The organism is Streptomyces sp. NPDC001137 (assembly GCF_040298885.1).
GTDB lineage: Bacteria > Actinomycetota > Actinomycetes > Streptomycetales > Streptomycetaceae > Streptomyces.
On the sequence record NZ_JBEPBA010000040.1, the window covers coordinates 26,832 to 50,391 of the forward strand.

The window sequence follows — 23,560 nt, forward strand, 5'->3', positions numbered from 1 at the left end:
GCCTCATTCGCGGACAGTGGGGGGTTGGCCGAGGGCGAAGAGCGCTGAGCGTCATCATGGGGGACGACTGACAAGTACGGTGCTTGGTTGCGGCGTTGAACCCGACGTACGGGAGATCGGCTGGATGCCGCCGTACCCGGCCGCCCTCACCGGGCAGGCCGCGTCGCACCGTGAAGTGCCCGTGAAAATCCTGAGGGCGAGGACGAGCGGGCGCTGCGCGCCTGGGAGCCGGTCCTGGCCGGGAAGGCGTCCTGCAAGGAGGAACCGGCCCGCTCCGCCTCGTACGCACTGTTGCCCCTGCTGCGCACCGGCCACGCCGACCGCGCCCGCGAACTGCACCTCACCGGCTACCGCAGCCCCTCGATGTCCGAAGAGGTCGGCCGGCACCCGGAGTTCTGTGCGCTGACCGGCAACGAGGCCCGCGGCCTGGAACTGCTCGCCGGGAACCGGAACCTGTTCGACGAGGTCGACTCGCCGCTGGACCAGCTCGGCTTCCTCACCGGCGTGGAGGTCCTCCTCCAGCGCATCGAGCTCCTCGGCCACGGCGAACAGCCCGCCACCGGCTACACGTGCCGCACCTGGACGGTGGCCGGCCTGCGCGCGGAGGTGCGCGGCCGCGCCGCCCGCTACGGCACCACGGCCCACACCGACCGCCGCCGCGCCCGCCGCCGTCCCCGACTCGCTGCCCGAACTCATCATCCGGGCAAGGAAGTTGGACGCGGCTGCCGTCGAGGGCCTCTATCTGGAACGCCCGGCGCCCGCCTCGATGCGGCGATCTCCCGCCTGACCGTCCTCGGCTGCACGGAGGAGACCGAACCACTGACCTCCCTGGCGGGTCGGCTGCGCGACGAGGAGGTCAGGCCCGGTTGAGCCGTGCGGCGATTCCGTGACCGATCAGCAAATACAGAATCGCCGGAAGACCGTAATTGAGGATGACGCGTAGACCCTCGGTGTTCATCGTGAAAATGTCCTGTGACCATCCGGCCAGCCAGTCCGATATTCCGTGCACGAACTTGACGAATACATTCGCCTGGTTCGCGTCGAGCAGGAACAGCAGAATCCACAGGACCAGCAGTCCGGCCGCTGTGTCGGCGATCGTGCAGATCGTCAGTGCCGCCCGTCGGCCGGTGGCCTGACGTTGCGCGGAGCGGTCCGGCCCCGGGGGCTGGGGGTACGTCTGGTATCCGGAAACCGGGTCTGTGTTGCTCACGAGAAATTCCGATCTGACGAGTTGTCGTGGTGGCACGGTCGCCCGGGGCGTATGAATTCAGTCCGAGGTTTTCCCACGCCTCTGTTCCTCAGCGCCTCACCGCCGTCGCCGCGTTACACCTCCTTCCGCGATGTCCCGATAATGGTTCCTTTACGACAGCGGCCCGAGGATCTCCTGGGACTCGACGAGCCCCTGGTCGCTGGGTGCCTTGCCGTCGTCGAAGACACGGGCGGCCTGGCGGGCCCGGAATTCGAGGTGGGCCTCGGCGGGCTTGGCGTAGCCGTGGCGGGCGCGGGCCTCCGCGGGCGTCAGTACTTCCTCCTTGTGGGGAGGGATGCCGAGCTTGATCGGCGCGATCACCGGAACCGTGGAGGGCGAGAGGCGCGCCAGCAGGCGCAGTTCGGCCTTGGGGCTCATGTGGGCGAGCGCGAAGGCCGTTTTCATGACGGGCACGATGAGTGTGTCGAGGAGACGTGACTGCCGGATCCCCGCCATCTCGCGCATCCAGCGTGGCATGGTGGCGATCGTGGCGATCCGTTGCGCCTTGGCGACAGCCAGGCTCGCCGGCTTTGCCCACCATGGTGTCGGCGGCAGCACGAGCTCGCTCCTCAGCAGGTGGTTCATGGCCTGCCGGGCGATCGGGCTGGCGGAGAGCCGCGGGCGCATGTCCTCGAAGTACGCCCGGACGCCGTCACGGCTGCGGGGGACGTCGTCGGGGGAGCAGGTCTGCAGTTCCGCGGCGAGCGCGCACGCCTCCCAGTACTCCTGCTCCTCCTGCGCGGTGAGCTTGCCGGGGCCGTACTTCTCGTACGCGTAGAGGATCGAGTGCCACCCGGTGAGCTGGATCCACAGCTGCGAGGCAGGGTCGTTGGCGTCGTAGGTGCCGCCGCCGTAGGGCAGTTCGCCGATCGCCTTGGAGTGGATCTTGACCAGGACGTCGGCGGCCTTGCACACCTCCCGGGAGCCGGCGAAGGCCACCATGGCGAAGTAGCGCAGGGTGCGGTCGTAACGGGTGCGGGCGCGTCGGTAGATGCCCTGGGTCGCGTGGACGGCGGCCACCAGCGGCGGGTCGAGTTCCTCCACCACCACGGCCCGCTGAAAACCGACCGTCGGCGCGGTCGGGTGGCTCCAGACCTTCCACACCACCGAACCCGGGCCGAAGAAGCCGTAGTCCTCGTGCGGCTCGACCTCGCTCCACTTCGACTTGACCTTCGCCATGGAGCCGCTCCTCATGTGTCCGCGGCCTGCGCCGCCCTTGATTACGACACTACTGTCTTAAATTAAGACACGCATGTCGTAAGATGCCAAGGTGTCAGCACTCCGCGCTTCGGAAGACAGGCCGCGCAAGCGACGCCCCTACGCCCCGCGCGTGCCGCTCGCACAGCGCCGTGAGCAGCTGCTCGACGCTGCCCTCGCCGTGATCGTGAGCGACGGCTACGACCGGGTCTCCGTCGACGCCGTGGCGAAGCGGGCCGATGTCGCCCGGTCGGTGGTCTACGGCGCCTTCGAGAACCTCGACGCCCTCCTGATGGCGTTGCTCGACCGGCAGCAGGCACGCGCCTTCGGGCGCCTGCTGGAGACGATCCCCGGCGCGCAGGACCTGGGCGATCCCGCCGCGTTCGTCTCCGAGGCGGTGCGCCGGATGTCCGCGATGCTCCGCGAGGACCCCGACACCTGGCGACTGATCCTGCTGCCGCCGGGCAACATGCCCCCGGTCGTCCGCGACCGTATCGAGGCGGACCGCGAGCGGTTCCGGCGCCGCGTCCAGGAATGGATCTCCGTCGTCCTGGCGGACAGGGGCGGCCCGGCACTCGACCCGCAGGTCGTCGCCCACGCCCTCGTCGCCTGCGCGGAGCACTTCGGCCGCATCGCGCTCACCGATCCCGGCAGATTCGACCCGTCGCACCTCGTCGACCAGGTGCGGGTGATCCTCGACGCCCTCTGGCCGCCCGTGCGGTGACGGGGCGTCAGCGGCTTCACGCCATGACGTGGAGAACGGCCCAGCGGGTGGTCCTCTCGGGGTGACGGGAGATTCCGTGCCGGGTGGAGAGGGCCGCGACGATGCCGGTCCCGCGGCCGTGTTCCTGGTGTTCGGCGAGGTGGGGGCCGCCGGGCGCGGAAAATCCTCGACACACCGGCCCCGCGTCGGTGACCTCGATACGGATCCCGCCGCAGGTGCCGTCCTGCGGCATGGACAGCCGCAGCACCGCCGGCGGCAGTGCGTGGACGATCGCGTTGGTGGTCAGCTCCGAGATCACCAGGAGGGCGTCGTCGGCCGTCGACCTCGGAACCCGCCATCGGGCCAGCACGGTGCGGGCCCGTCGGCGGACGGCGTAAACGGCCTCGGGGATGTGCGGCACCGAGAGGTCCTCGATCCGCGAGGGCGGCCGTGTCTCGGTGTCGGGCGTGTGCGTGGCGGGGGTGCTCACCTCGGTCACCTTCACTGGTCTCCGCTTCTGGCTTCGCCGAGCGGCAGCCGGTTCGTGCCGCCGGCGGCCTTCGGGTCACTCGGCGGTGGCGAGGATCTGGGCCAGTGTCGTGACGGCCTGTTCGGCGTCGGGGCCTTCGGCGCGGACGGTCACGGTGCTTCCGAGGGTGGCCCCGAGGCCCATGACGGCGAGCACGCCGGTCGGATTGACCGTCCGGTCGCCGTACTCCAGCTGGATGGCACTGGTGAAGGTCGCTGCCGCCCGGGCGAGTTGACCCGCGGGGCGGGCGTGGAGAGGGGCGGGCAGCACGACGGCCGCCTCCTGCCTGGCTGCGGTCGTGGTGGTGGGCTCAGAGCTTGTGGACATGACGGGCCTCCTTGGCGGCGTCGGCGACGGCCTTGAGGTCGGCGCCGGATGCGGCGGTGACGACGGCTGCGACGGCTCCTTCGACGAAGGGGGCGTCGACGATCAGCACGTCGGGATGGGGGTGGTCCTCCAGGACGGTGCGGGCGGTCAGGACGGAGCTGCCCAGGTCGGGCAGGACGACGACACCCTGACCGCGGTCGACGCTGCGGATGGCGGTGAGGACGAGGTCGTAACTGGTGCCGATCCGGCCGTCGTCGGTGCCTCCGGCCGTGGCGAGGGGGACCGTGTCGGAGCCGATCTGCTCCGCCAGCAGGCGAAGGCCCGCCGCGAGCTCGGCGCTGTGGGACACGAGTACGATGCCGACAGATGCGCTCATGAACAGCTAACGTAGATGTCGGAACAGCGTTCAGCAATAGTGAACCGAGGAGAATTTTTCGATGGTGCAGGCCGTGCAGCGAGCGGTGCAGATACTGCGGGAGCTCGCGTCCACCGGTCCGCGGCTCGGAGTGACGGAGCTGGCCGACCGCCTGGGCGTGGCCAAGCCGACCGTGCACGCGCTGTTGCGCACGCTGGAGGCCGAGGGGCTTGTGGTGCAGGACCGGGACAGTTCGAAGTACCAGCTCGGCCCGGAACTGGTGCAGCTCGGCAATGCCTACCTGGACACCCAGGAGCTGCGCACCCGCTCGCTGACCTGGGCGGACCAGCTCGCGAACCGGACGAACGAGGCGGTCTGGGTGGCCGTGCTCACCGGTGACCACGTCCTGGTGGTGCACCATGCCTTCCGGCCCGAGGGCGCCGTGCAGATCCTCGAGGTGGGCGCCAGCATCCCGTGGAGCACCTGCGCCCTGGGCAAGGCCATCGTGGCCTTCTTGCCGGCCGTCGAGCGTGAGCGGCTGCTCGCGGGTGAGCAGGCGGTGCTCACCGGTGCCAGCATCACGGCCCCGGAGGAGCTGGCCGGGCAGCTGAAGGAGGTCCTCAGGACGGGCTACGCGATCGAGGACCAGGAATCCGCCATCGGTGACGCCGGTATCGCCTCCCCCGTCTTCGACCGCTCCGGCGAGGTGGTCGGGTCTCTCGGCATCGTCGGACCCGTCGAGCGGATTCTGGCCGAATCGGCACGTCAGGAGCTTGCGGTCGCCGTCCGGGAGACCGCCCGCAACCTCTCCCGCGACCTGGGAGCCCCCCGCGGCGCGGCCGCCCGCACCACGTTGAACTGACCCCCCGCCTGATCAGGCCCCTCGGCGCACCGCCGCGGGGTCTTTTTCGTATCGGTCTGCCCGTCAATGGAGCGCGAGGCTGCCGAACCTCTTGACAGGCCGGAAACGCGGGCTTAATTTCCGGAACAACGTTCATCCATAGTGAACGATCTGCAGTCGGAGGCTCAAAGCCGCCCGGCTTCCCCCTCCCTTCACAGCCCGCTCCCCGCGGAGGAGGTGAGACGCCCGAGCCGCCGTTCGGCGCTGGGCGCCTTTCATGGAAGAAAACACCTACCCACAGAAGCTGCTGGCCGAGGTTCTGGGCACCGCGATGCTGGTGTTCATCGGCGTCGGTTCGGTTCCCGCAACACTCATCGTCAACGGCAAGGCCCCGTTCACCTTCGCCGACCTCGGCATGATCTCGCTGGCGTTCGCCACGGTCGTCATCGCGATGATCTACGCGATCGGCCACATCTCCGGCTGTCAGATCAACCCGGCCATCACCCTCGCGCTCGCCGCCACGAGGAAGATGCCGTGGCGGGACGTCCCCGGATACATAGCCGCCCAGGTCGCAGGCGCCGTACTGGGAGCCCTCGCGATCATCGGGGTGCTCGGCCACAAGGCCGTGACCGTCGGTCTGGGCATCGCCTCCTACGGCCCTCAAGTCAGCGTCGGCCAGGCCTTCTTCGCGGAAGCGCTCGGCACGGCCGTCCTCGCCTTCGTCGTCTTCGGCGCGATCGACCGCCGTTCGGCCGGCGGGTTCGCCGGACTCGCCATCGGCCTCGCCGTGTTCGCCGTCATCATGGTGGTCGCGCCCGCCACCAGCGCGTCCATCAACCCTGCCCGCACGATCGGGCCCATGCTGGTCGGCCAGTTGTTCAACGGCACGGTCCACTGGAACCAGCTGCCCGTCTACCTGATCGCCGAGGTCGTGGGAGCGGTCGCCGCCGGTTTCCTCTACGTCGCCCTGAACGCCCGCAGAGGCGTCACCACCCTCGCCGAGCCGACCCCCGAGCCCGTCGCAGCCGCCGAAGGAGCCCTGTCATGAAGAAGCTGATCAACGCACCTGAAGCGGTACTGGCCGACGCGCTGTCCGGGATCGCCGCCGCGCACCCCGCGCTGAAGGTCGACGCGGAGAACAGGGTGATCGCCCGCACCTCGGGCACCAAGCCGGGCAAGGTCGCCCTCGTCTCCGGCGGCGGCTCGGGCCACGAACCCCTGCACGGCGGCTTCGTGGGACAGGGGATGCTGGACGCGGCCTGCGCCGGCGAGGTGTTCACCTCGCCCGTGCCCGGCCAGATGCTCACCGCGGCCCAGGCCGTCGACGGCGGCGCGGGCGTGGTGTTCATCGTGAAGAACTACACCGGAGACGTCCTCAACTTCCAGATGGCCGCCGAACTCGCCGTCGAGGAAGGCATCGCCGTGGAGACCGTCCTGGTCGACGACGACGTCGCGGTCCAGGACTCCACCTATACGGCCGGCCGCCGGGGCACCGGGGCCACCGTCTTCGTCGAGAAGATCGCCGGGGCCCTCGCCGAGCAGGGCGCCGACCTCGCCACCGTCGCCGAGATGGCCAAACGGGTCAACGCCGCCTCCCGGTCCTTCGCCGTGGCCCTGACCGCATGCACCACGCCCGCCTCCGGGAAGCCCGGCTTCGAACTGCCCGAGGACGAGATGGAGGTCGGCGTCGGCATCCACGGTGAACCCGGACGGCGCCGCGAGAAGCTGCGTCCCGCCAGGGAGATCGTGGCCACCGCCCTGGACGCCGTCCTCGGCGACCAGCCGCTCGACGCCGGTGACGAGACCATCGTCATGGTCAACGGTCTCGGCGGCACCCCGCTCATCGAGCTGTACGTGGTCTACAACGAGGTCGCCGCCGCACTCGCGGACAGGGGCGTGGTCATCGCCCGCAACCTCGTCGGCAACTACGTCACCAGCCTGGACATGGCGGGTGTTTCCCTGACCGTATGCAAGGCCGATGCCGACATGCTGTCCCTGTGGGACGCACCCGTGAACACCCCGGCTCTGCGCTGGGGCGTCTGAACCGAGCCGGGGGCGGGCCGCGCCATCCGCGCGGGCCGGGCCGGTGCCTTCCCGCGGCCGCCCCGCCCGGACCGCACCCCGCGCGCCACCGCCCCGCCCCCGGCTCACCACACCACCCGCCAACCCCGTACCGACCCCGATCGGAGACCCCGTGGACACCGACCTCGCCCGCACCTGGGTGCAGGCCATCGCAGCCGCCGTGGACCAGCACAAGGACCACCTCACCCAACTCGACTCGGCCATCGGCGACGCCGACCACGGCACCAACATGCACCGCGGCTTCTCCGCCGCCGTCAAGGCCCTGGCCGACTACGCGCCGGACACCGTGGGGGCCGTACTGGTCAAGACCGGCACCACTCTCATCTCCACCGTCGGCGGCGCCTCCGGACCGCTCTACGGCGGCGCCTTCCGCGCGATCGGCAAGGCCCTGGACACCGCCACCGCCGACCCGCAGCAGCTGGCCTCCGCACTGGCCGCCGGCCTCGCGAGCATCGAGAAGCTCGGAGCGGCCGCCCCGGGCGACAAGACCATGATCGACGCCTACGCCCCCGCACTGGCGGCCTTCCGGCAACAGGCCGACGCCGGGGCCGACTTGGGCGCCGCGGCCGCGGCCGCCGCCGATGCCGCCGAAGAGGGCATGCGCGCCACCGCCCCGATGCAGGCCCGCAAGGGCCGCGCCTCCTACCTCGGCGCCCGCAGCATCGGCCACCAGGACCCGGGTGCCACCTCCACCGCCCTGGTCTTCCGCGCCCTCGCCGAGACGCTGGGGGCCCGGTGACCGACCGCCACACCTTCACCGGGCGGGCCGCCGCACCCGGCACGGCCCTCGGCGTCCTCCACCGCACCGACCGGCCCTTCACGAGAGGTGCGCTGCCCCACCGCGCCGGCGGCGAGCCCACGCAACAGATCACGGACGCCTTCGACGCCGTCGCCGCCCGCCTGCTCGAACTGTCGGCCTCGCTGCGCGAACAGGGCAAGGACGAGCAGGCCGACATCATGGAGGTCAACAGCTACATCGCCCAGGACCGGGATCTGCGCGACCAGGCCGTCAAGGGGGCGAAGGACGGCCGGCCGGTACCGGTCGCCGTCCGGCAGGCCGTCGACGCCTACGCCGCAACCATCGCCGCCCTGGACGACCCCACCCTCGCCGAACGCGCCGCGGACGTCCGGCAGGTGGGCCGCCGCGTCCTCGCGCATCTCCACGGCGACACGGATCCCGCCCCGGACCAGCCCCTGGTCCTGGTGGCCCATGAAATCGGCGCCGCCGACCTGCTGGAACCCGGCCGGACCGTGACAGCCGCCCTCTCCGTGACGGGCGGCCCGAACTCGCATGCCGCCATCGTCGCCCGCTCGCTGGGCGTCCCCTTCCTGCTGGCCGTCGACCCGCGGCTGCTCGAACTGCCCGACGGGCAGGAGATCCTGCTCGACGCCGACCGGGCCGGCGCCGTTGTCCACCCCGACGACGAGGAACGCACCAGGGCCCTACGCGTCATGGAGGCCGCCCGCTCCCGCAGGCTCGCCCTCGCCGAAGAGCGTGACCTGCCCGCCGAGACACTCGACTCTCACCGCATCGTGCTGCGGGCCAACGTGGCCACCCTGGCCGAGGCCCGCGCGGCCCTGGCCACGGGAGCCGAAGGTGTCGGGCTGCTCCGCACCGAGCTGCCCTTCCTCAACCATCGCGCCTGGCCCACCCGCGACCAGCACGCGGCCACCCTCGTCCCCGTCCTTCGCGCCCTCACCGGGCAGGTCGTCACGGCGCGCACGCTCGACTTCGCCGACGACAAACTGCCGCCGTTCCTCGCCGAGAGCCGCGAGGACGGCCGGCTCGGGCGCGGGCTGCCCCTCATGCTCGCCCAACCGGACGCCTTCGCCGACCAGTTCCGCAGCCTGCTCGGCGCCGGAGCCGGCACCGACCTGCGCATCATGATCCCCATGGTCGCGAGCGTCGACGAACTCCGCGCCTGCCGACGCCTCCTGGAGGCCGCGGCCACCGAAACCGGAGTCCCGGCGCCACCCCTGGGCATCATGGTGGAACTGCCCGAAGCGGTCGCTTCCGCCGACGACCTCGCCCGCGAGGCCGCCTTCTTCTCCATCGGCAGCAATGACCTCACCTGCCAGATCCTGGGCCTGGACCGGCGCGACCCCGCGGCCACCCCCGCCATGGCGGCACACCCGGCGGTACTCGACGCCATCGCCCGCGTCGTGGCCGCCGCCCACCGCCACGATCGCCAGGTCTCCGTCTGCGGCGACGCCGCCGCCCACCCCCTCGTGACCCCCCTGCTCATCGGCCTCGGCTGCGACGGCCTCTCGGTCGGCCCCGCCGCCCTCGACGAGGTCCGGGCCCGCATCCGCCGCCTGCGCCACGACACCTGCGCCTCCCTGGCCGCAGTCGCCCTCACCCGCGAGACCCCCGAAGAGGTGTGGCGGCTCGTCGAGCAGTGCTGTCAGCCGCCGCTGCCCTGGGAAGAGGGCGCCTGAACCGCGCGGGGGCCGAAGTCGTGTCTTTGTTGTGAGACTGCTGTGGAGCAGTGTGGCGGTGTTCTGGTTTGATGCCCCACGTGTCGCTGCACGAACTGCGCATGACGGTGCTCGGCGAGGTCCGTGCCGGATTCCGGGGCCGGCCGCTGGAGCTGGGCGGGCGGCGGCAGCGTGCCGTGCTCGCCCTGCTGATCGTCGCCCGCGGCTCCGTCGTCTCCCGCGACCGGCTGGTCGAACGGGTCTGGGGCGGCACACCGCCGCCCAGTGCCGCCGCCTCGCTGCACGCCCATGTCTCCCATCTCAGGCGCTGCCTCGAACCGGAGCAGGAGGCGAGGGCCCGCGCCGGCGTCATCGTCAGCGAAGGGGCGGGCTACGCCTTGCGGCTGCCGGACGAGGCGGTGGACGCCTGGCGGTTCGAGGCGGCGCTGCGGTCCGCCTCGGTGCACTCGGAGCGGGGACGACCCTCGCAGGCGGTGTCCGTCCTGGAGTCCGGGCTCGCGCTGTGGCGGGGGCCCGCGTACGCGGAGTACGCCGCCGAGTCCTGGGCGCGCCCGGAGGCGGTGCGCCTCACCGAACTGCGTGAGCTGGCCCGCGAGCGCCTGCTCGCCGCCCGTCTCGCCCGCGGCGAGGACGCCGTCCTCGTCCCGGAACTCGAATCCCTGGTCGCCGAGGACCCGCTGCGCGAGGAACGCTGGGGTCTGCTCGCCCTCGCCCTCTACCGCGCCCACCGCCAGGCCGACGCCTTGGAGGCCCTCCGCCGCGGGAGGAAGCTGCTGCCGGCCGGGTCGTGTGCTCCAGGGACGGATCTGGGCGACCTGGAAGCGAGGATCCTCGCCCAGTCGCCCCTGCTGGATACCCCTTCCCGGCAGATACCGCACACCGCTCCTGCCGCGGCCGGTACGTCCGCGGCCTCAGCGCCGGTGTTCGTCCCTCGCCCCGCCCCACGCACCGACGCGCTCGTGGAACGCGATCTCCAGATCGCCGAACTGCGCGACAGCCTGCGCGCGGCCCTCGACGGCAGACCCGGCGTCGTGCTCATCGAGGGCCCGGCCGGCATCGGCAAGAGCCGCCTGCTCGGCGAGGTCTCCGAACTGGCCGCCGGGGAAGGGGCCCTCACCCTCACCGCCAGGGGCAGCCAACGGGAGAAGGACTACGGCTTCGGGGTCGTACGCCAGCTGTTCGAGCGGGTGGTGAGCGGCAGCGAGGAGCCCCTGCTCGCCGGGACCGCCGTCGCTGCGGGCGCGGTGTTCGGAGAGGTACGGGGGCAGCAGCCGCAGAGTTTCGCCGTGCTCAACGGCCTGAGCGAGCTGACGCGCAAGCTGGTGCGAGCCCGCGGGCCGCTGGTGCTGGCCGTGGACGACGTGCAGTGGAGCGACAGCGGTTCGCTGCGGTTTCTGGCGTATCTGGCGGGCCGGCTCGAAGGGCTGCCGGTGCTCATCGCGCTCACCCTGCGCACGGGGGAGCAGCGACCGGGCGAGGAGCTGCCGGGGACGTTGACGACGGATCCGTCGGTGGTGCGGATCAGGCCCACACCGTTGACGGCGGGCGGGGTCGCAGGGCTCGTACGCCGGACGCTCGGTGAGGAGCCCCAGGAGGAGTTCACAGCGGCCTGCCATCGCGCCACCGCCGGAAACCCGCTGCTGCTGCGGCAGTTGCTGCGCGCGCTGCACGCGCGCGGGACACGGCCCGACGCCGCGCACAGCGGGGAGGTGGCCGAGACCGGGGCCCGGGCGGTGTCCGGGCTGGTGCTGGGCCGGATCGCCCGCCTGCCCGAAGGCGCGCGGGCGGCGGCGCAGGCCGTCGCCGTACTGGGAGACGGGGCGGCCACGCTCGCCGAGGTCGCCGCGCTCATGGAGCGGTCGGAGGCGGAGGCGGCGCAGGCGATCGTGCCGCTCGTGCAGGCCGAGATCCTGCGCGACGGCCGCCCCTACGCCTTCGCGCACCCCCTGGTCGGTGAGGCCGTCTACCGTGAACTGCCGCCCGGGGAACGGCAGTTGCGGCATGAGCGGGCGGCCCGGGCGCTGTCCGCCGCGGGCGCACCGCCGGAGCGCACGGCGGCCCAGCTGCTGCTCGCCCCGCACCGGGGCGACCCGGATGTGGTGGAGATCCTCTGCGCGGCCGCCCGCGAGGCCGTGGGCCGGGGCGCCCCCGACGCCGCCGTCACCCACCTCACCCGCGCTCTCGACGAACCGCCCACCCCCGAACGCCGCCCCGAGGTCCTTCTCGAACTCGGGCGCGCCGAGATGCTCGGCAACGGCCCGGCCGCCGTCGACCATCTGCGTCAGGCCTACGACACCCTCGCCGACCCGCAGCGCAGAGCGGTCGCCGCCCTGCTGCTCGCCCGGATCCTGGTCTTCGCCGGCGGCCATGGCCAGGCCACCGAGTTCGCCCGCCGGGCGGCGGCGGAACTGCCCGCCGAGCTGAAGGACGAACGGCAGGGACTGCTGGCGCTGGAGCGCATCAGCGGCTTCATGCACGGCCTGGACCCGCGGCTGTGGCGCACCGTCGAGAACCCGGTCGTCGAGGGCGAGGGCCCCGGCGCGCGGATGCTCGCCGCCAATCTCGCCCGGGAGGCGGCCTCGGACGGCAGCAACCGGGCCCGGGCCGTCGAACTGGCCCGCTTCGCCGTCGCCGGCGGAGTGCTCCAGGCCGCCGGGGAGGAGATGCTCTGGTACACGGCCGCCATCGTGCTGCACCTCGCCGACGAGGAGGTCGGCGAACTGTGGGACGCGGCGGTGGCCCGCGCCGTCGAGAGCGGCTCACTGTTCTCCGTGCTCGCCACACACCTGTGGCGCGGCTTCACCCAGTGGCACCACGGGGACCTGAACGCGGCACGGCAGTCGCTGGAGACCGCGGTCGGGCAGTCGGAGACCTGGGGGCTCGCGCCGGGCGCCCCACAGGGCCGCACCTTCCTGACCGCCGTCCTGCTGGACCTCGGAGACACCGCGGGGGCTCGCGCCTGTCTGGAGCGGATGCGCGGCTGGATCCGGGGAACGGAGGGGCAGCGGCTGCTGGGGGAGAGCGAGGCGGGCGTGCTGAACGCGGAAGGCCGCCACGAGGAGGCGCTCGCCGCCCTCGACGGCGTGGGCCACCTCCAGCCCCCGCTGGCCAACCCGGCATGGTGGCCCTGGTCGCTGCTGCGGGCGCGCGCGCTCGCGGGCGTCGGCCGGCGGGCCGAGGCGCTGGCGCTCGCAGAGGAGCAGCTGACGGTCGCCCGCGGGTGGGGAGCCCCCAGCACGCTGGGGCGGGTGCTGCGGATCGTCGGACAGCTGCGAGGACCCGAGGGCGAGCCCCAACTGCGTGAAGCCGTCGCCCTCTTGGCACCCGGCCCGGCACGGCTGGAGTACGCCCGCGCGCTGTGTGCGCTCGCCGCGTACGCCGAGGAGGACGAGGCCCGTTCCTTGCTGAGCCGGGGGCGGAGCATCGCGCGGGAGTGCGGAGCCGTGGGTCTCGCGGAAGGGCCTAACAGTCGTACGTGAAGCCGGTCGAGGCCGTCACCCGGTCCGGCGAGAGCACTTCGAGGGTGGCGGTGGCCTTCATGGTGCCGTGGCCGTCGAAGCTCCAGCGCAGTACGACCTTCGAGCTTTTGACGTTGCGGCCGACTTCCTGGTGGAGGACGGCCGACGCCGTGCCGTCGCTGCGCTTCCAGCGGTAGTCGACGGTGCCGGCATGGCCGTCCGTCCTGAGGACTCCGGTGACGACGACCGTCTTCGCGCAGTGGCCGACCTCGGGCGCCGTGACCGTGGCGTCCAGCACTTTCAGCGGTGGTCCGGCAGCCGTGCAGGAGCGCATGGCCAGCACGACGGCCACCACGACGGCGACCATCACCAGCAGGAACCGCAGTTCCCGCCGCCGGCGCGGCCGGGGGCGACGGGCGGTCACGCCGGACGCGACCTCGGGAGTGACCGTGCCTCGCCAGAGGCCCGTCGCGAGGTTGTCGGCGGTGTCCGGCGCACCGGGCACGCCGGGCCCGAAACGGGTCTCTGCCCCGCCTGCTTCCGAGGGAGGGAGGTGCAGGGTCGCGGCCGGATCCGTCGGCGGGAGGGTGGCGGTGAGGTCGGGGTCGCCGGGGCGGGACGCCGGGTCGGTACGGGCGAACCGCAGTCGGGGGTCCTCGGAGGGTGTGCTCATCGGGGCGGGTCGCAATCGACGGGAGCCGCGGTGGACTGGAAGGAACCGTTGCCGGAGTCGGCCGCGGGATCGGTGGTGATCCTGACGCCGAGGTAGTCGTAGCGCGTCGGGACCGGGAAGGCGTGGGTGTAGCGGCCCGAGATCTGGGTCTTGCCCTTGGGCAGTGCGACGGGGTCGGTGGCGACGACGGTGCCGACGGCGCCGGCCGAGTCGCTGACGTACCAGCTGAGATAGAGCGTGCCGTCGGCGGCGCCGTCGGTCGTCACGCTGACGGAGGCCACGATGGTGCAGGTGGCCGAGGTCGGGCCCACCGCGTTGATCTGCGCCGAGGTGACGTCGAGGGTGGGAGGGGGCGTGGAGGTGCCGCTTGCCGTCGTCCCGCCGCCGCTGGTGGAGCCACCCCCGGTCGAGGTCGTTCCGCCGGAGGCGCTGCCGCCGGTGGTCCCACCGCCGCCCGTGCCGCTCGTACCGCCGCCCGTCGTGGACGTCGTCCCGCCCGTGCCCGACGATCCGCCGCCCGTCCCGCCGGACGTCCCGTCAGCGCTGGGCGAAGCGTCCTTCGCGGACGCCGACGCGGAGGGCGCAGCACTCCCGGACGGGGACGCGGAGCCGTCCGATGCCGAGGGGCCACCGTCCGGGGAGTCGGACGATCCGCTCGGACCGGCCCCCTCGGCGGAGCTGGACCCGGCTCCGTGCGTGGTGCGGTGCCCACCGCCCCCACCCGTGGCGACGGCCGTCACCGCGACCCCGCCGACCACCAGCACGACCCCCGCCGCCAGCCCGGCCAGGACCTTCCCCCTTCTGCCGGGCAGCCGGCGGGCGCCCGCTCCGAGGGTGGTCGTGGCCAGGGCGGTCGTGCCCGAGGCCGTACCGTCGGAGAGCGGGAAGAGCAGGAGGAACAGGGCGGCCAGGGCCGCGAGTTCGCGTCGGCCGTTCTCCTCCCACTCCTCTCCGTACGCGCCCGCCGCGACGGCTTCGAGCTCCTCGACGAATGCCGCCGCGCTCTCCGGGCGCTCCTCGGGCGTCTTGGCGAGGCCCCTGCGGATCAGCGGGCGCACCGGTTCGGGAGCCAGCTCGGCCGGGATCGGTGCCTCGATGTGCTGGACGGCCAGCTCCGCCAGCGTCTGGCCCGGGTACGGCTTCATCCCGGTCAGGCACTCGAAGAAGGTCGCGGTCGCCGCGTAGACGTCGGTGGCCGGCCCGGCCGCACCGCCGGTCCACTGCTCGGGCGCCATATAGGTCGGGGTGCCCGAGGCATTGGCGGCCACCCCGCTGGGCACGGCGATGCCGAAGTCCACCAGCTTGGAGGAACCGTCGGCGGCGACCAGGACGTTGTCCGGCTTGTAGTCGCGGTGCACGACGCCTTCCGCGTGGGCCGCCGCGAGGCCGAGCAGCGACCCCTTGAGCACGACGAGCGCGGCCTCGGGGGTCGTGGCACCGTGCTCGCGCAGCAGCTTGCGCAGCGGCACACCGTCCACGAGTTCCATGACGATGGCGGCACCGCGCGGACTCTCCACGTATTCGTAGAGCGCCACGACATGCGGGGAGCGGAGCTCGCCCAGCAGCCGGGCCTCGGCGCGGAAGACCTCACGGAAGGCCGGGTCGTCACAGAGCTGCTCGGCGAGGTACTTGATCGCCACATGGGTGCCGGTGGTGTCGTGCGTGGCCAGGACCACGCGCCCACTGGCGCCTGAGCCCAGCTCCTTGATCTGTGTGTAGCCGGCGACCGCCCATGGGCCCCCGCCGCGTATCGCTTCGCTCATGTCCTCTGCATCCGGCCCGTCCCCCGGACCGCCCCCGTTCGTGCTCCTGCGGTGCGTCCGCCTCGTGATGCGTCTGCCTGGTGATGCGTCTGCTTCCTCCGGGACATGGACGATGCACCATCGGTCTTGCGAACCGCTTGCAAGCCGATCGCAAGTCGGGCGTCGGATTCTCCTCCCGACGGTCTGTCGTACGCCGGTCACACAGGGGGGAATCGGCGTACGGCGCCGTCCTTGGAGCTGTCCCCGCAGGTCACGGCATGCAGGGACTGCACGGCCCGCAGGTGCTCCAGGCGAGCAGGGCCGTCGGCCGCGAGGGCGAGCGCCTCCCGGATTTCGCTGGCGCCGCCGGGCCCGCGCGCCTCACCGAGCAATCGCAGCACCCGGGCGACGGCGCCGGGTGCGCCCCACCTGCGGGCCATCACCAGCTGCTGCCGCGCGAGCTGTTCGGACCGGTCCCGCTCACCCAGCCCGGTCAGGGCCCGCACCCGCAGGAGTTCCCCGTCCCACCACACCGGGTTCACCACCGCGGGCTGGAGGTGGCGCACGCCGTCCAGCACGGCCAGCGCCTGCGCGTACCGGCCCTGCGCGATCAGCACGCGGGCCTCGCTCTCCCCGTGCAACCGCGCCCCCTCCGCACCCGCGCTCCGCTGCCGCATCCGCGCGAGACAGGCACGCGCCGCGGCGATGTCCCCGAGGTCGAGCAGCACACCCGTCAGGAAGGCCCGGCACTGCGGGGCGCCGGGTGTGACGCCCCACGCGCCGAACTGTTCGAGCGCGGCCTCGAGCGAACGGCGCGCCTGGTCCAACTCGCCGTGCCGCCACCGGGTGAACCCCTGCCACAGGTGCGCCGAGAGCGTCCCGATCAGCGACCCGTGCTGAGCCGCGTACGTCAGCGTCTCGTCCCACAGCCGCCGCACGTCCTCGCCGGCCAGGTGCAGCACGACGCCCGCGGTGCACCAGGAGAGGATCTCGCCGCTGTGCAGCAGCACCCGTTCGGTGAGCGAGAAACGGGCGGAGGCGACGGCCGTGGCGCGGTCCAGTTCCCATACGGTGGCCTCCCTCGCCGCCTCGGCGGCGAGCATGCGGGCGCCGGGCCCGTCGCCGAGGGGCGGTGGCAGTTTCCCGTCCGTGCCGTCGGCGCCCGTGCTGTAGAGCCCGTGCGCGAAGGCGCCGAGCCGGGCCAGGGCCACCAACCCCTGCCACTCGTCGGCCGTACCGTCCGCAGCGGCCGGCCCGGCGGTCGGCAGCCGTGCCGCCGCCCGTGCCGCGAACTCGGCCGCCTCACCGGGCTTGCCGGTGTAGATCAGCGTCTGCGCGAGCAGACGCGCGGCGCCCGCGGCCGACGGTGACCTCTCGTACGCCTCCCGCAGATGCCGGGCCGCCGCCCGCCCGTCGACGAGGGCTTCCGCGCGGCCCAGTTCCAGCAGCACCTCGGGCCGGACGTCCCGCGCGGGCGGTTCGAGCAGCGCCCGCGTCAGCAGGGTGGCGGCGGCGTCGTTGGCGCCGCGGGCACGCGCGCGTGCCGCTGCGGTGCGCAGGACCTCGACCACCCGGGGGTCGCCCCGGTAGGGGACCAGGAGCAGATGCGCGGCGATCCGCTCCGGAGCCGCCCCGGCACGGTCGAGCAGCCGTGCCGCCCTTTCCTGCAGGTCCGGGCGCTGCTGCCCGGGTACCGTTCGCAGCACGGCCTCGCCGGTCAGGGGATGGACGAAGTCCAACGGGTACTGGTCCCGGACCACTTCGGCCCGCACCAGGGCCGCCGTCGCCGTGGCCACCTCCTGCTCGGACAGCTCCGCGAAGGCGGCGACCGCCGGCAGGGAGGCCCCGCCGCCGAGGACCGCGATCGCCCGTACGACATCCGCGGTGGCGGGCGGCAGCCGGTCCAGCCGCGCGAGCAGGAGCTCGGAGACGGCACGGATTCCGGCCTCCTCGACGACACGCGGGTCTGCCCCCTCTCCCGCGGTCTCCAGGGTCCCGAGCACATGGGTCAGCAGCAGCGGCAGCCCCGCCGACACTCGGCGGCAGGCCTGGACGACCTCCTCGGGCGCCAGGGCGCCGAGCCGCCGCCGTACGAGATGATCGACACCTGCCGGGCCGAGAGGCTCCGGCCGGATGTGCACCACCGTGGGGTCCTGCACGATGTCGGCCAGCACCTGCTCGTTCTCGTCCAGGGCAGGACGTTCCCCCGTGCGCAGCGCGGTGACGACCAGAATCGGCAGGGTCTGGATGCGCGGCAGCAGGTGGGCGAGGAAGCGCAGGGACGCCGTGTCGCACGCCTGCAGGTCGTCCACGAGGAGGAGCAGGGGCCGCCGCGCCGGGTCGTCGACGGTGACCAGGCGCTCGATGAGCCGGTACAGGGCGTGCAGAACGCCGAAGCCGTCCGGTCCCTCGGCAGCCGGCGTCGCGGCGGCCGCCGGCACGCCGCCCTGCTCGGCGACCTCCGGACCGAGCAACTGGCGTACGACCTCGTAGGGTTCACGCGGGCGGGTCGGCGAGGAAGCGTGCGCGCCGTGGACCCGTACGCCCGACTCCCGAGCCGACCGGGCAGCCTCCGCCAGCAGTGCGCTGCGGCCGATCCCGGCGGGGCCCTGCACACACACCAGTCCGCCCCGGCCCGCGACCGCGTCCGCGAGACAGTCCCGCAGTTCGGCCAACTCGTGTTCGCGCTCCACGAGTTGACCGGAGGCGGGGGTGAGCCCCGACGCAGTGGCCGGTACCGGCACGGCGAGGCGCGGCGCATGGGACAGGACCTCGGCCTCGACGCCGCGCAGGGCGGGACCTGGATCAATGCCCAACCGGTCGGCCAGAGTGCGGCGGGCGCGGCGCAGTACCGCGAGGGCCTCGGCCCGGCCACGGGCCCGGTAGCAGGCAAGGGCCAGCAGGGACCAGCGCTCCTCGCGCAGAGGCTGTTCGGCGACGAGGTCCTCGGCCTCGTCGAGGACCTCGCCAGGGTCCCCGCACTCCAGACGGGCCGCCAGAAGCCGCTCCCGTACCACCTCGCGCAGTTCCGCAAGGCGAGCCGCCTCCGCCCGTGCCCAGGGTGCGTCCTCGAACCCCTCGAAGGCCGGTCCCGCCCAGAGGGCGAGCGCCTCGGTGAGCAGGCCGGCCTTCTCCGGCGCCGACGGCTCGGGCCGGCCGGCCTGTTCGAGCAGCGCTTCGAACCGCCAGGCGTCGACCTCGTCGGGGGCGAGACGGATCGCGTAACCGGAGCCCTCCCGCACGAGAACGCTGCTGCGGGTACCGGTCGTGCGGGCCGGTTCCAGCTCACGTCGCAGCCGCGAGACGTACGCCTGGAGGGCACCGACCGCGCTCGGGGGCGGTTCCTCGCCCCACATGGCGTCGACCAGCCGGTCGCAGGTGACCACAGCGCCCCGAGCCAGCACCAGCAGCACGAACAGCGCACGCGGCCGGGGCCCACCGAGACTCAGTGCCCGTCCGCCGCGCGTCACGGTCAACCCACCGAGGACACGGACCCGCAGCCCGGCGGCCCCACGGGGCTCCGGCCCCGGGACGCCCCGTCTCGGTCCCTCACCGTCGGCGTGCTCCATACGCCCCATAGTGCCTGGCGTGCGCCCACCGGGATGCTCGTCGCAGCGGGCCATCGTGCTCAACGAGCAGCAGCGGATGTTCGGCGCTGGAACCTGTCCTGCCGCCGCCTCTTCACGAACCATCCGCCGGCGCAGACCACCAGGGCCAGGGCCCCGGCCGCCGGCGCCCAGTGCTGCCAACGCCAGAACGGCGCGGGCATGGCGTCCACAGGAATCGCCTCGCGGTCGTTGCCGGGCCTGGGGTCGTTCGGGCCGTACACGGTGACGGAACCCCTGGCGCCGGGTATCCGCTTGTCGATGCGGATGTGGAATCCGACGGTGATCGAGGAGCCGGGCGGGGGAGCGGGCCACTCCGAGAGGTCGCACAGGAAGAAGCCGTTGTCCTTGTCCTGCGGCGGACGGCACGAGTATGTCCGATCGTCGTCGTCCCCCTCCCAGGGAATGGATGTGATCGTGGTCCCGGCAGGCGGCACCACAGCGAAACTTCCAGGGGCTCCGCCGGCAGGGGAACCGGGGCCCAGGTTCGTCACGCCGAGCCGTACCACGACGGTGTCCCCCACCCTGCCCTTGATCGTTGCGGTGACAGGGGCGCAGTCGGCGGGCGAGGACGACCGGGGCTGCGCCCACCCCTGTCCCGCCGCGGACCCGAGCGCGGCCAGCAGGGAGAGGGCGGCGACGCCGATCCGGCGTACGACGGCGTGCTCAGCCATGGGGACCGTCCCTTCGTGTCCCGCCACTTTTGCAGATGGGCGTGGACGACTCGGGGGCACCGACCATGTCCGGCCCGACAGGGGAACACCAGGTGCCCGAAGCCAAGGCGATCAAGAACCGGATCCATCTGTGTCTGCGCCCGGAGACCTCGCGTGAGCAGGAGGTGGAACGGCTGTTGGGCCTCGGTGCCACCTTTGTCGCCGATCGCCGGAACCCCGATGGATCCGGCTGGGCGGTCCTTGCTGATCCCGAAGGAGACGAATTCTGCGTTCTGCGCAGCGAGTCCGACCTGGCCGCCACGTCCTGACGATCCCGAGGGGGATGGGCCCCGCAGGAGCGGCGGGGCCCATGGGGTCAGCAGGTGGAATTGGTCTGGGTGAGCAGGGCCAGACGCCACGGCAGGCTGTTGTAGTCACCGCCCGCGTTGGGGTCCTTGCCCTGGTACAGGTACTGCAGCTTGCAGGCCGGGATGGTGAGCGTCTGGTCGTAGCCCGCGCGGATCATCTCGCCGTGACTGATGTCCCGACTCCAGGCACCGGCGGGGAACGCCACGTTGCTCGACCTCGCGAACGGATTGCTCTCGGACGCGGCCAGGGGTGACCACGAGCCGGCGAGACTGCTCGCGGTCCAGGAGCGGAAGTAGCGCCGGCCGTCCGAGCCGATGGCCTCCACGAGGAGGAGGTACTGGTTGCTGCCCTGCACCTTGTAGACGTTGCTCGCTTCGAACAGGGCGTACTTGTTGGAGTCCTGGGCCGCGATGACGGTGTTGGTGAAGCCGTTCGGGAACTGGCCGACGGTTGTCTGCGAGCGGTAGAGGTGCCCGTTGTCGTCGGAGGAGAACAGGTAGCAGTTGGCGCTGTCGCAGATCACCCACATGTCGACCCAGTAGCCGCCCCCGATGTTCTGCCGGATGATGTCCGGCATCGACGAGTAGAAGTTGCGCGGCGCACTCCATCCGTTGGGGTTGCTGATGTCGGGGTTGGTGGAGTACGAGGCGTTGCCGGTCTGGTAGACGAGGTACCACAGGCGCTGCGGCGCGTAGTAGAAGACCTGGGGCGCGGCCCGGTACCCGGTGCCGATGGCGGTGCGGTCCAGATAGTGGTGCGTGGCGGAACCGGCCTGGGACCAGTCACTGAAGTTCAGGTACACCAGGCTGTACCCGGAGGCGCTCGCGACACTGGCGAACACGTGGTACTTGCCGTTGTACTGGACGACCGTCGGATCCTTGATCCCGGCGATGTTGTGGGTGGCGTCCGGTTTGGGTGCGATCAGCGGACCGCTGGAGCTCCACGAGTAACGGCTGGGCAGGGCGGCGGCCTCGGCAGCGCTGCGGGTGGCGGCGGGCGTGCCGCCCATCGCCGTCAGCGTCGCGTTGTACGCGGGCTTCTTGTTGCCGTTGCGGTCGAACAGCAGCGGGTTCTCGCCGCTGCGCCAGGAGTCGCTGTCGCGGATGCCCCAGACGGTGATGCCGGTGCAGCGCGGCACGTTCATACAGGCGCGCACCGTGTTCGCGTACGCCGTCGGCGAGGCCTGCGCGATGTCCAGTTCGGTGATCTGCACGTCCACGCCGAGGGCGGCGAAGTTCGACAGGGTGGTCTGGAAGCTCGACGGCGGGCCGCCGGTGCCGAAGTGGGACTGGAAGCCGACGCAGTCGATGGGCACACCGCGGGACTTGAAGTCGCGGACCATGCGGTAGACGCCCTGGGTCTTGGCGTCGCTCCAGTTCTCGATGTTGTAGTCGTTGTAGCAGAGCTTGGCCGCCGGGTCGACGTTCCGGGCGGTGCGGAACGCCTCCTCGATGAAGCCGTTGCCCAGCACGTCGTGGAACACCGAACTGCGCTGCTGGCCGCTGCCGTTGTCGGCGAACGCCTCGTTGACCACGTCCCAGGCGTAGATCCTGCCCTTGTAGTGGTTCATGACGGTGGTGATGTGGTTGTTCATCACGCTGCGCAGGGTGTTCGCGTCCCTGATGGAGCTGACCCAGCCGGGCAGTTGGGAGTGCCAGACCAGGGTGTGGCCGCGCATCCGCTGGCCGTGCGCGGTGGCATGGCTGACGATCTGGTCGCCGGGCCCGAAGTTGAAGTTGCCGCGGGACGGCTCGGTCGCGTCCCACTTCATCTCGTTCTCGGGCGTGACCGCGTTGAACTCCCGGTCCAGGATCCTGCTGTACGTGCCGTCGCCGAGCCGCCCGGCGGCCACGGCGGTCCCGAAGTACCGTCCGGACTGGGCGGCTTGGGCGCCCAGCGTGGATGCCTGGATCGTGGGGTTGGGCGCGCCGGCCGCGGTCCCGGGTGTCACCAGGGCGGCCGCGGCGAGCAGGCCTAAGACCGGGACTCGGCGGCGGCCGAGCCATGTCAGCGGGTTCATTCTTCTCCTCAAGTTTGATGCGTCCATGACATCCCGAGAAGCGTTCTCGTGCGGGGTGCCGAACGTCAGTCGACTTGCCGAGCACCACGGATGATAGGGACGCGGTAAAGCTCGTCAATGCTTCCCGCATGATTCGTTAACATCTTCGAAACTTTCGGGCCCACTCACGTGTCCATGCTTCCGGCCAACTGCCGGAAGCATGGACATGATCGATGGCTCGCCTCATATCCGTGAGGCCGTGAGTTTCGGAACGGACAGCGAAAGTTGGGGAGTTGATGCCGCCAAAGGTGTGACCGGCGCGATCAGTGCCGGGCGAACTGGACCCGCGTCGGTTGCACGACGTCCGGCCGCAGTGCGATCCCACTGACGGTCAGCTGCTCCCCGTAGAGGTCCGTGACCCTGATCGAGCCGCCGCACCCGCCGCCGTTGGCGGAAATGAAGTAGTTGTAGTCGGTGCGCGGCAACTGCCGCCAGCCGCCCGGGGTGCGGACCTCGAGCCGCGCCACCGGATTCCGGTGGCCGATCACCTGGATGCCGCACCAGTACGGGCTGGACCCGGTCTTGTACCTGATCGACATCGTGCCGACTGCGCTGGGGCTCACCAGCTGCCAGGTGATCGCCAGCCGGCCGACCTTGAGGTCGGCCAGCTTGGCGAAGGCCTGCTGGCTCAGGTCGAGTTGCCCGGGCGCGCAGGGCAGGGGGCATTCGTTGGTGATCCGTACGGTGACGGAGGCACCGTTGGACGCGTGGACGAGCACGTACGCACCGCACGCCCTGGACGTCTCGTAGTCGGTGGTGTTCATCGCGGCGATCATGAGGTCGGCGCTGGGTCCGAACAGGCAGGCGCCGTTTCCGTCGCCGGCCTCGTAGGCGGTGGCGACCCCCGAGTAGGTGGTGTGGGGCCGGATCCGCCCTGCCGCCACTGCCGTGGTGGACCTCGTTCCCCGGGAGCGCGGGGTGCCCTTGGCCGACGGACGCGCTGAAGCGCTGGTCGCGGCGGCCGTCGGCGACGGCGTGCCGGTCGTGGTCGGGGACGCCGACGTGGCCGAGGGGCGCGCCTCGGCCGAGCCGGCGGCGGTCACCTGGGTGGTGGCGGAGGGGATACCCGCGGCAGACCCCGCATTCGCGCCGTGGCCGGGGAGGACCCCCATGACCAGGGAGGCGAGAACGCCCGTGGCGGTCAGTGCCAACGTGCCGCCCAGCATGAGCCGGCGTATGTGCCTGCGCTGCCGCGCGGCCTGCCTCGCTGTCTTCATACCTGTCCGTTCGGAAGATGGAGCCGATGGTGCACCGCTCAGTTGCCGCCGACGGCGAAAAG

The 23,560-nt window shown here is 72.1% G+C and carries 18 protein-coding genes and 2 pseudogenes; 9 read left to right on the forward strand and 11 right to left on the reverse strand.

The features are described 5' to 3' along the window. Positions 1–195: 195 nt before the first annotated feature. Positions 196–727: pseudogene (locus ABT254_RS43735) on the forward strand (hypothetical protein); the annotation flags it as partial. A 129-nt stretch (positions 728–856) separates the two neighbouring features. On the opposite strand, the gene ABT254_RS43740 reads toward ABT254_RS43735, so the two are convergent. Beyond that, complete coding sequence (locus tag ABT254_RS43740) at positions 857–1,210, reverse strand: hypothetical protein (protein WP_351483293.1); 354 nt, start codon at positions 1,208–1,210, stop codon at positions 857–859. 150 nt (positions 1,211–1,360) lie between these two features. After that, positions 1,361–2,428 (reverse strand): oxygenase MpaB family protein, encoded by a 1,068-nt coding sequence (locus tag ABT254_RS43745; RefSeq protein ID WP_351483294.1) that lies wholly within the window; start codon positions 2,426–2,428, stop codon positions 1,361–1,363. Between the two features lie 151 nt (positions 2,429–2,579). Here ABT254_RS43745 and ABT254_RS43750 point away from each other — a divergent pair, with 151 nt between their 5' ends. Then, entirely contained in the window at positions 2,580–3,170 is a 591-nt protein-coding gene (locus ABT254_RS43750) for a TetR/AcrR family transcriptional regulator (protein ID WP_351483295.1), read from the forward strand. A gap of 16 nt (positions 3,171–3,186) precedes the next feature. Here the strand turns inward: ABT254_RS43750 and ABT254_RS43755 are convergent, their stop codons facing one another. The 3 genes from ABT254_RS43755 to dhaM all read right to left on the reverse strand — a co-directional run bounded on the left by ABT254_RS43755 (position 3,187) and on the right by dhaM (position 4,381). Next, positions 3,187–3,639 (reverse strand): ATP-binding protein, encoded by a 453-nt coding sequence (locus tag ABT254_RS43755; RefSeq protein ID WP_351483296.1) that lies wholly within the window; start codon positions 3,637–3,639, stop codon positions 3,187–3,189. Between the two features lie 75 nt (positions 3,640–3,714). Continuing rightward, positions 3,715–4,005, reverse strand: coding sequence for an HPr family phosphocarrier protein (locus ABT254_RS43760; RefSeq protein WP_351483297.1), 291 nt, complete (start codon positions 4,003–4,005; stop codon positions 3,715–3,717). Beyond that, a complete protein-coding gene (gene dhaM, locus ABT254_RS43765) occupies positions 3,989–4,381 on the reverse strand; it encodes a dihydroxyacetone kinase phosphoryl donor subunit DhaM (protein ID WP_351483298.1) in 393 nt (130 codons plus the stop codon). The genes ABT254_RS43760 and dhaM overlap by 17 nt, the downstream gene beginning before the upstream one ends. 61 nt (positions 4,382–4,442) lie before the next feature. Here dhaM and ABT254_RS43770 point away from each other — a divergent pair, with 61 nt between their 5' ends. The 6 genes from ABT254_RS43770 to ABT254_RS43795 all read left to right on the forward strand — a co-directional run bounded on the left by ABT254_RS43770 (position 4,443) and on the right by ABT254_RS43795 (position 13,201). Then, a complete protein-coding gene (locus ABT254_RS43770) occupies positions 4,443–5,222 on the forward strand; it encodes an IclR family transcriptional regulator (RefSeq protein WP_351483299.1) in 780 nt (259 codons plus the stop codon). A gap of 256 nt (positions 5,223–5,478) precedes the next feature. Beyond that, entirely contained in the window at positions 5,479–6,249 is a 771-nt protein-coding gene (locus ABT254_RS43775) for an MIP/aquaporin family protein (protein ID WP_351483300.1), read from the forward strand. Then, positions 6,246–7,244, forward strand: coding sequence for a dihydroxyacetone kinase subunit DhaK (dhaK, locus tag ABT254_RS43780; RefSeq protein WP_351483301.1), 999 nt, complete (start codon positions 6,246–6,248; stop codon positions 7,242–7,244). Before ABT254_RS43775 ends, dhaK begins: the two co-directional genes overlap by 4 nt. A 151-nt stretch (positions 7,245–7,395) precedes the next feature. Further along, positions 7,396–8,022, forward strand: a complete 627-nt coding sequence (dhaL, locus tag ABT254_RS43785; protein WP_351483302.1) for a dihydroxyacetone kinase subunit DhaL — start codon at positions 7,396–7,398, stop codon at positions 8,020–8,022. Then, positions 8,019–9,722 carry a phosphoenolpyruvate--protein phosphotransferase gene (locus ABT254_RS43790; protein ID WP_351483303.1) on the forward strand — a complete coding sequence of 568 codons (1,704 nt, stop codon included), beginning with the start codon at positions 8,019–8,021 and terminating at the stop codon, positions 9,720–9,722. Before dhaL ends, ABT254_RS43790 begins: the two co-directional genes overlap by 4 nt. 80 nt (positions 9,723–9,802) lie before the next feature. Then, positions 9,803–13,201 (forward strand): ATP-binding protein, encoded by a 3,399-nt coding sequence (locus ABT254_RS43795; RefSeq protein ID WP_351483304.1) that lies wholly within the window; start codon positions 9,803–9,805, stop codon positions 13,199–13,201. Here the strand turns inward: ABT254_RS43795 and ABT254_RS43800 are convergent. The 4 genes from ABT254_RS43800 to ABT254_RS43815 all read right to left on the reverse strand — a co-directional run bounded on the left by ABT254_RS43800 (position 13,185) and on the right by ABT254_RS43815 (position 19,874). Beyond that, complete coding sequence (locus tag ABT254_RS43800; RefSeq protein WP_351483305.1) at positions 13,185–13,853, reverse strand: hypothetical protein; 669 nt, start codon at positions 13,851–13,853, stop codon at positions 13,185–13,187. The genes ABT254_RS43795 and ABT254_RS43800 overlap by 17 nt on opposite strands. Then, positions 13,850–15,616, reverse strand: a complete 1,767-nt coding sequence (locus ABT254_RS43805; protein WP_351483306.1) for a serine/threonine-protein kinase — start codon at positions 15,614–15,616, stop codon at positions 13,850–13,852. Before ABT254_RS43805 ends, ABT254_RS43800 begins: the two co-directional genes overlap by 4 nt. A 197-nt stretch (positions 15,617–15,813) precedes the next feature. Further along, entirely contained in the window at positions 15,814–19,065 is a 3,252-nt protein-coding gene (locus ABT254_RS43810) for an ATP-binding protein (RefSeq protein WP_351483319.1), read from the reverse strand. A 158-nt stretch (positions 19,066–19,223) separates the two neighbouring features. After that, on the reverse strand, positions 19,224–19,874 hold the full coding sequence (locus tag ABT254_RS43815; protein ID WP_351483307.1) for a hypothetical protein: 651 nt from the start codon (positions 19,872–19,874) through the stop codon (positions 19,224–19,226). An 86-nt stretch (positions 19,875–19,960) separates the two neighbouring features. Between ABT254_RS43815 and ABT254_RS43820 the strand changes: the two are divergent. Beyond that, positions 19,961–20,182, forward strand: a pseudogene (locus tag ABT254_RS43820) (VOC family protein); the annotation flags it as partial. A 47-nt stretch (positions 20,183–20,229) separates the two neighbouring features. Here the strand turns inward: ABT254_RS43820 and ABT254_RS43825 are convergent. Next, positions 20,230–22,242, reverse strand: a complete 2,013-nt coding sequence (locus tag ABT254_RS43825) for a glycoside hydrolase (RefSeq protein ID WP_351483308.1) — start codon at positions 22,240–22,242, stop codon at positions 20,230–20,232. 302 nt (positions 22,243–22,544) lie between these two features. Continuing rightward, entirely contained in the window at positions 22,545–23,498 is a 954-nt protein-coding gene (locus tag ABT254_RS43830; RefSeq protein WP_351483309.1) for an expansin EXLX1 family cellulose-binding protein, read from the reverse strand. Positions 23,499–23,560: the final 62 nt, after the last annotated feature.

Bases quoted from the DNA above. Each gene is read 5' to 3' on its own strand.
- ABT254_RS43775 (WP_351483300.1), top strand. From the start codon at position 5,479: ATGGAAGAAAACACCTACCCACAGAAGCTGCTGGCCGAGGTTCTGGGC.
- ABT254_RS43815 (WP_351483307.1), bottom strand. From the start codon at position 19,874: ATGGCTGAGCACGCCGTCGTACGCCGGATCGGCGTCGCCGCCCTCTCC.
- dhaM (WP_351483298.1), bottom strand. From the start codon at position 4,381: ATGAGCGCATCTGTCGGCATCGTACTCGTGTCCCACAGCGCCGAGCTC.
- ABT254_RS43805 (WP_351483306.1), bottom strand. From the start codon at position 15,616: ATGAGCGAAGCGATACGCGGCGGGGGCCCATGGGCGGTCGCCGGCTAC.
- ABT254_RS43745 (WP_351483294.1), bottom strand. From the start codon at position 2,428: ATGGCGAAGGTCAAGTCGAAGTGGAGCGAGGTCGAGCCGCACGAGGAC.
- ABT254_RS43825 (WP_351483308.1), bottom strand. From the start codon at position 22,242: ATGAACCCGCTGACATGGCTCGGCCGCCGCCGAGTCCCGGTCTTAGGC.
- dhaK (WP_351483301.1), top strand. From the start codon at position 6,246: ATGAAGAAGCTGATCAACGCACCTGAAGCGGTACTGGCCGACGCGCTG.
- ABT254_RS43770 (WP_351483299.1), top strand. From the start codon at position 4,443: ATGGTGCAGGCCGTGCAGCGAGCGGTGCAGATACTGCGGGAGCTCGCG.
- ABT254_RS43760 (WP_351483297.1), bottom strand. From the start codon at position 4,005: ATGTCCACAAGCTCTGAGCCCACCACCACGACCGCAGCCAGGCAGGAG.
- ABT254_RS43830 (WP_351483309.1), bottom strand. From the start codon at position 23,498: ATGAAGACAGCGAGGCAGGCCGCGCGGCAGCGCAGGCACATACGCCGG.
- ABT254_RS43800 (WP_351483305.1), bottom strand. From the start codon at position 13,853: ATGAGCACACCCTCCGAGGACCCCCGACTGCGGTTCGCCCGTACCGAC.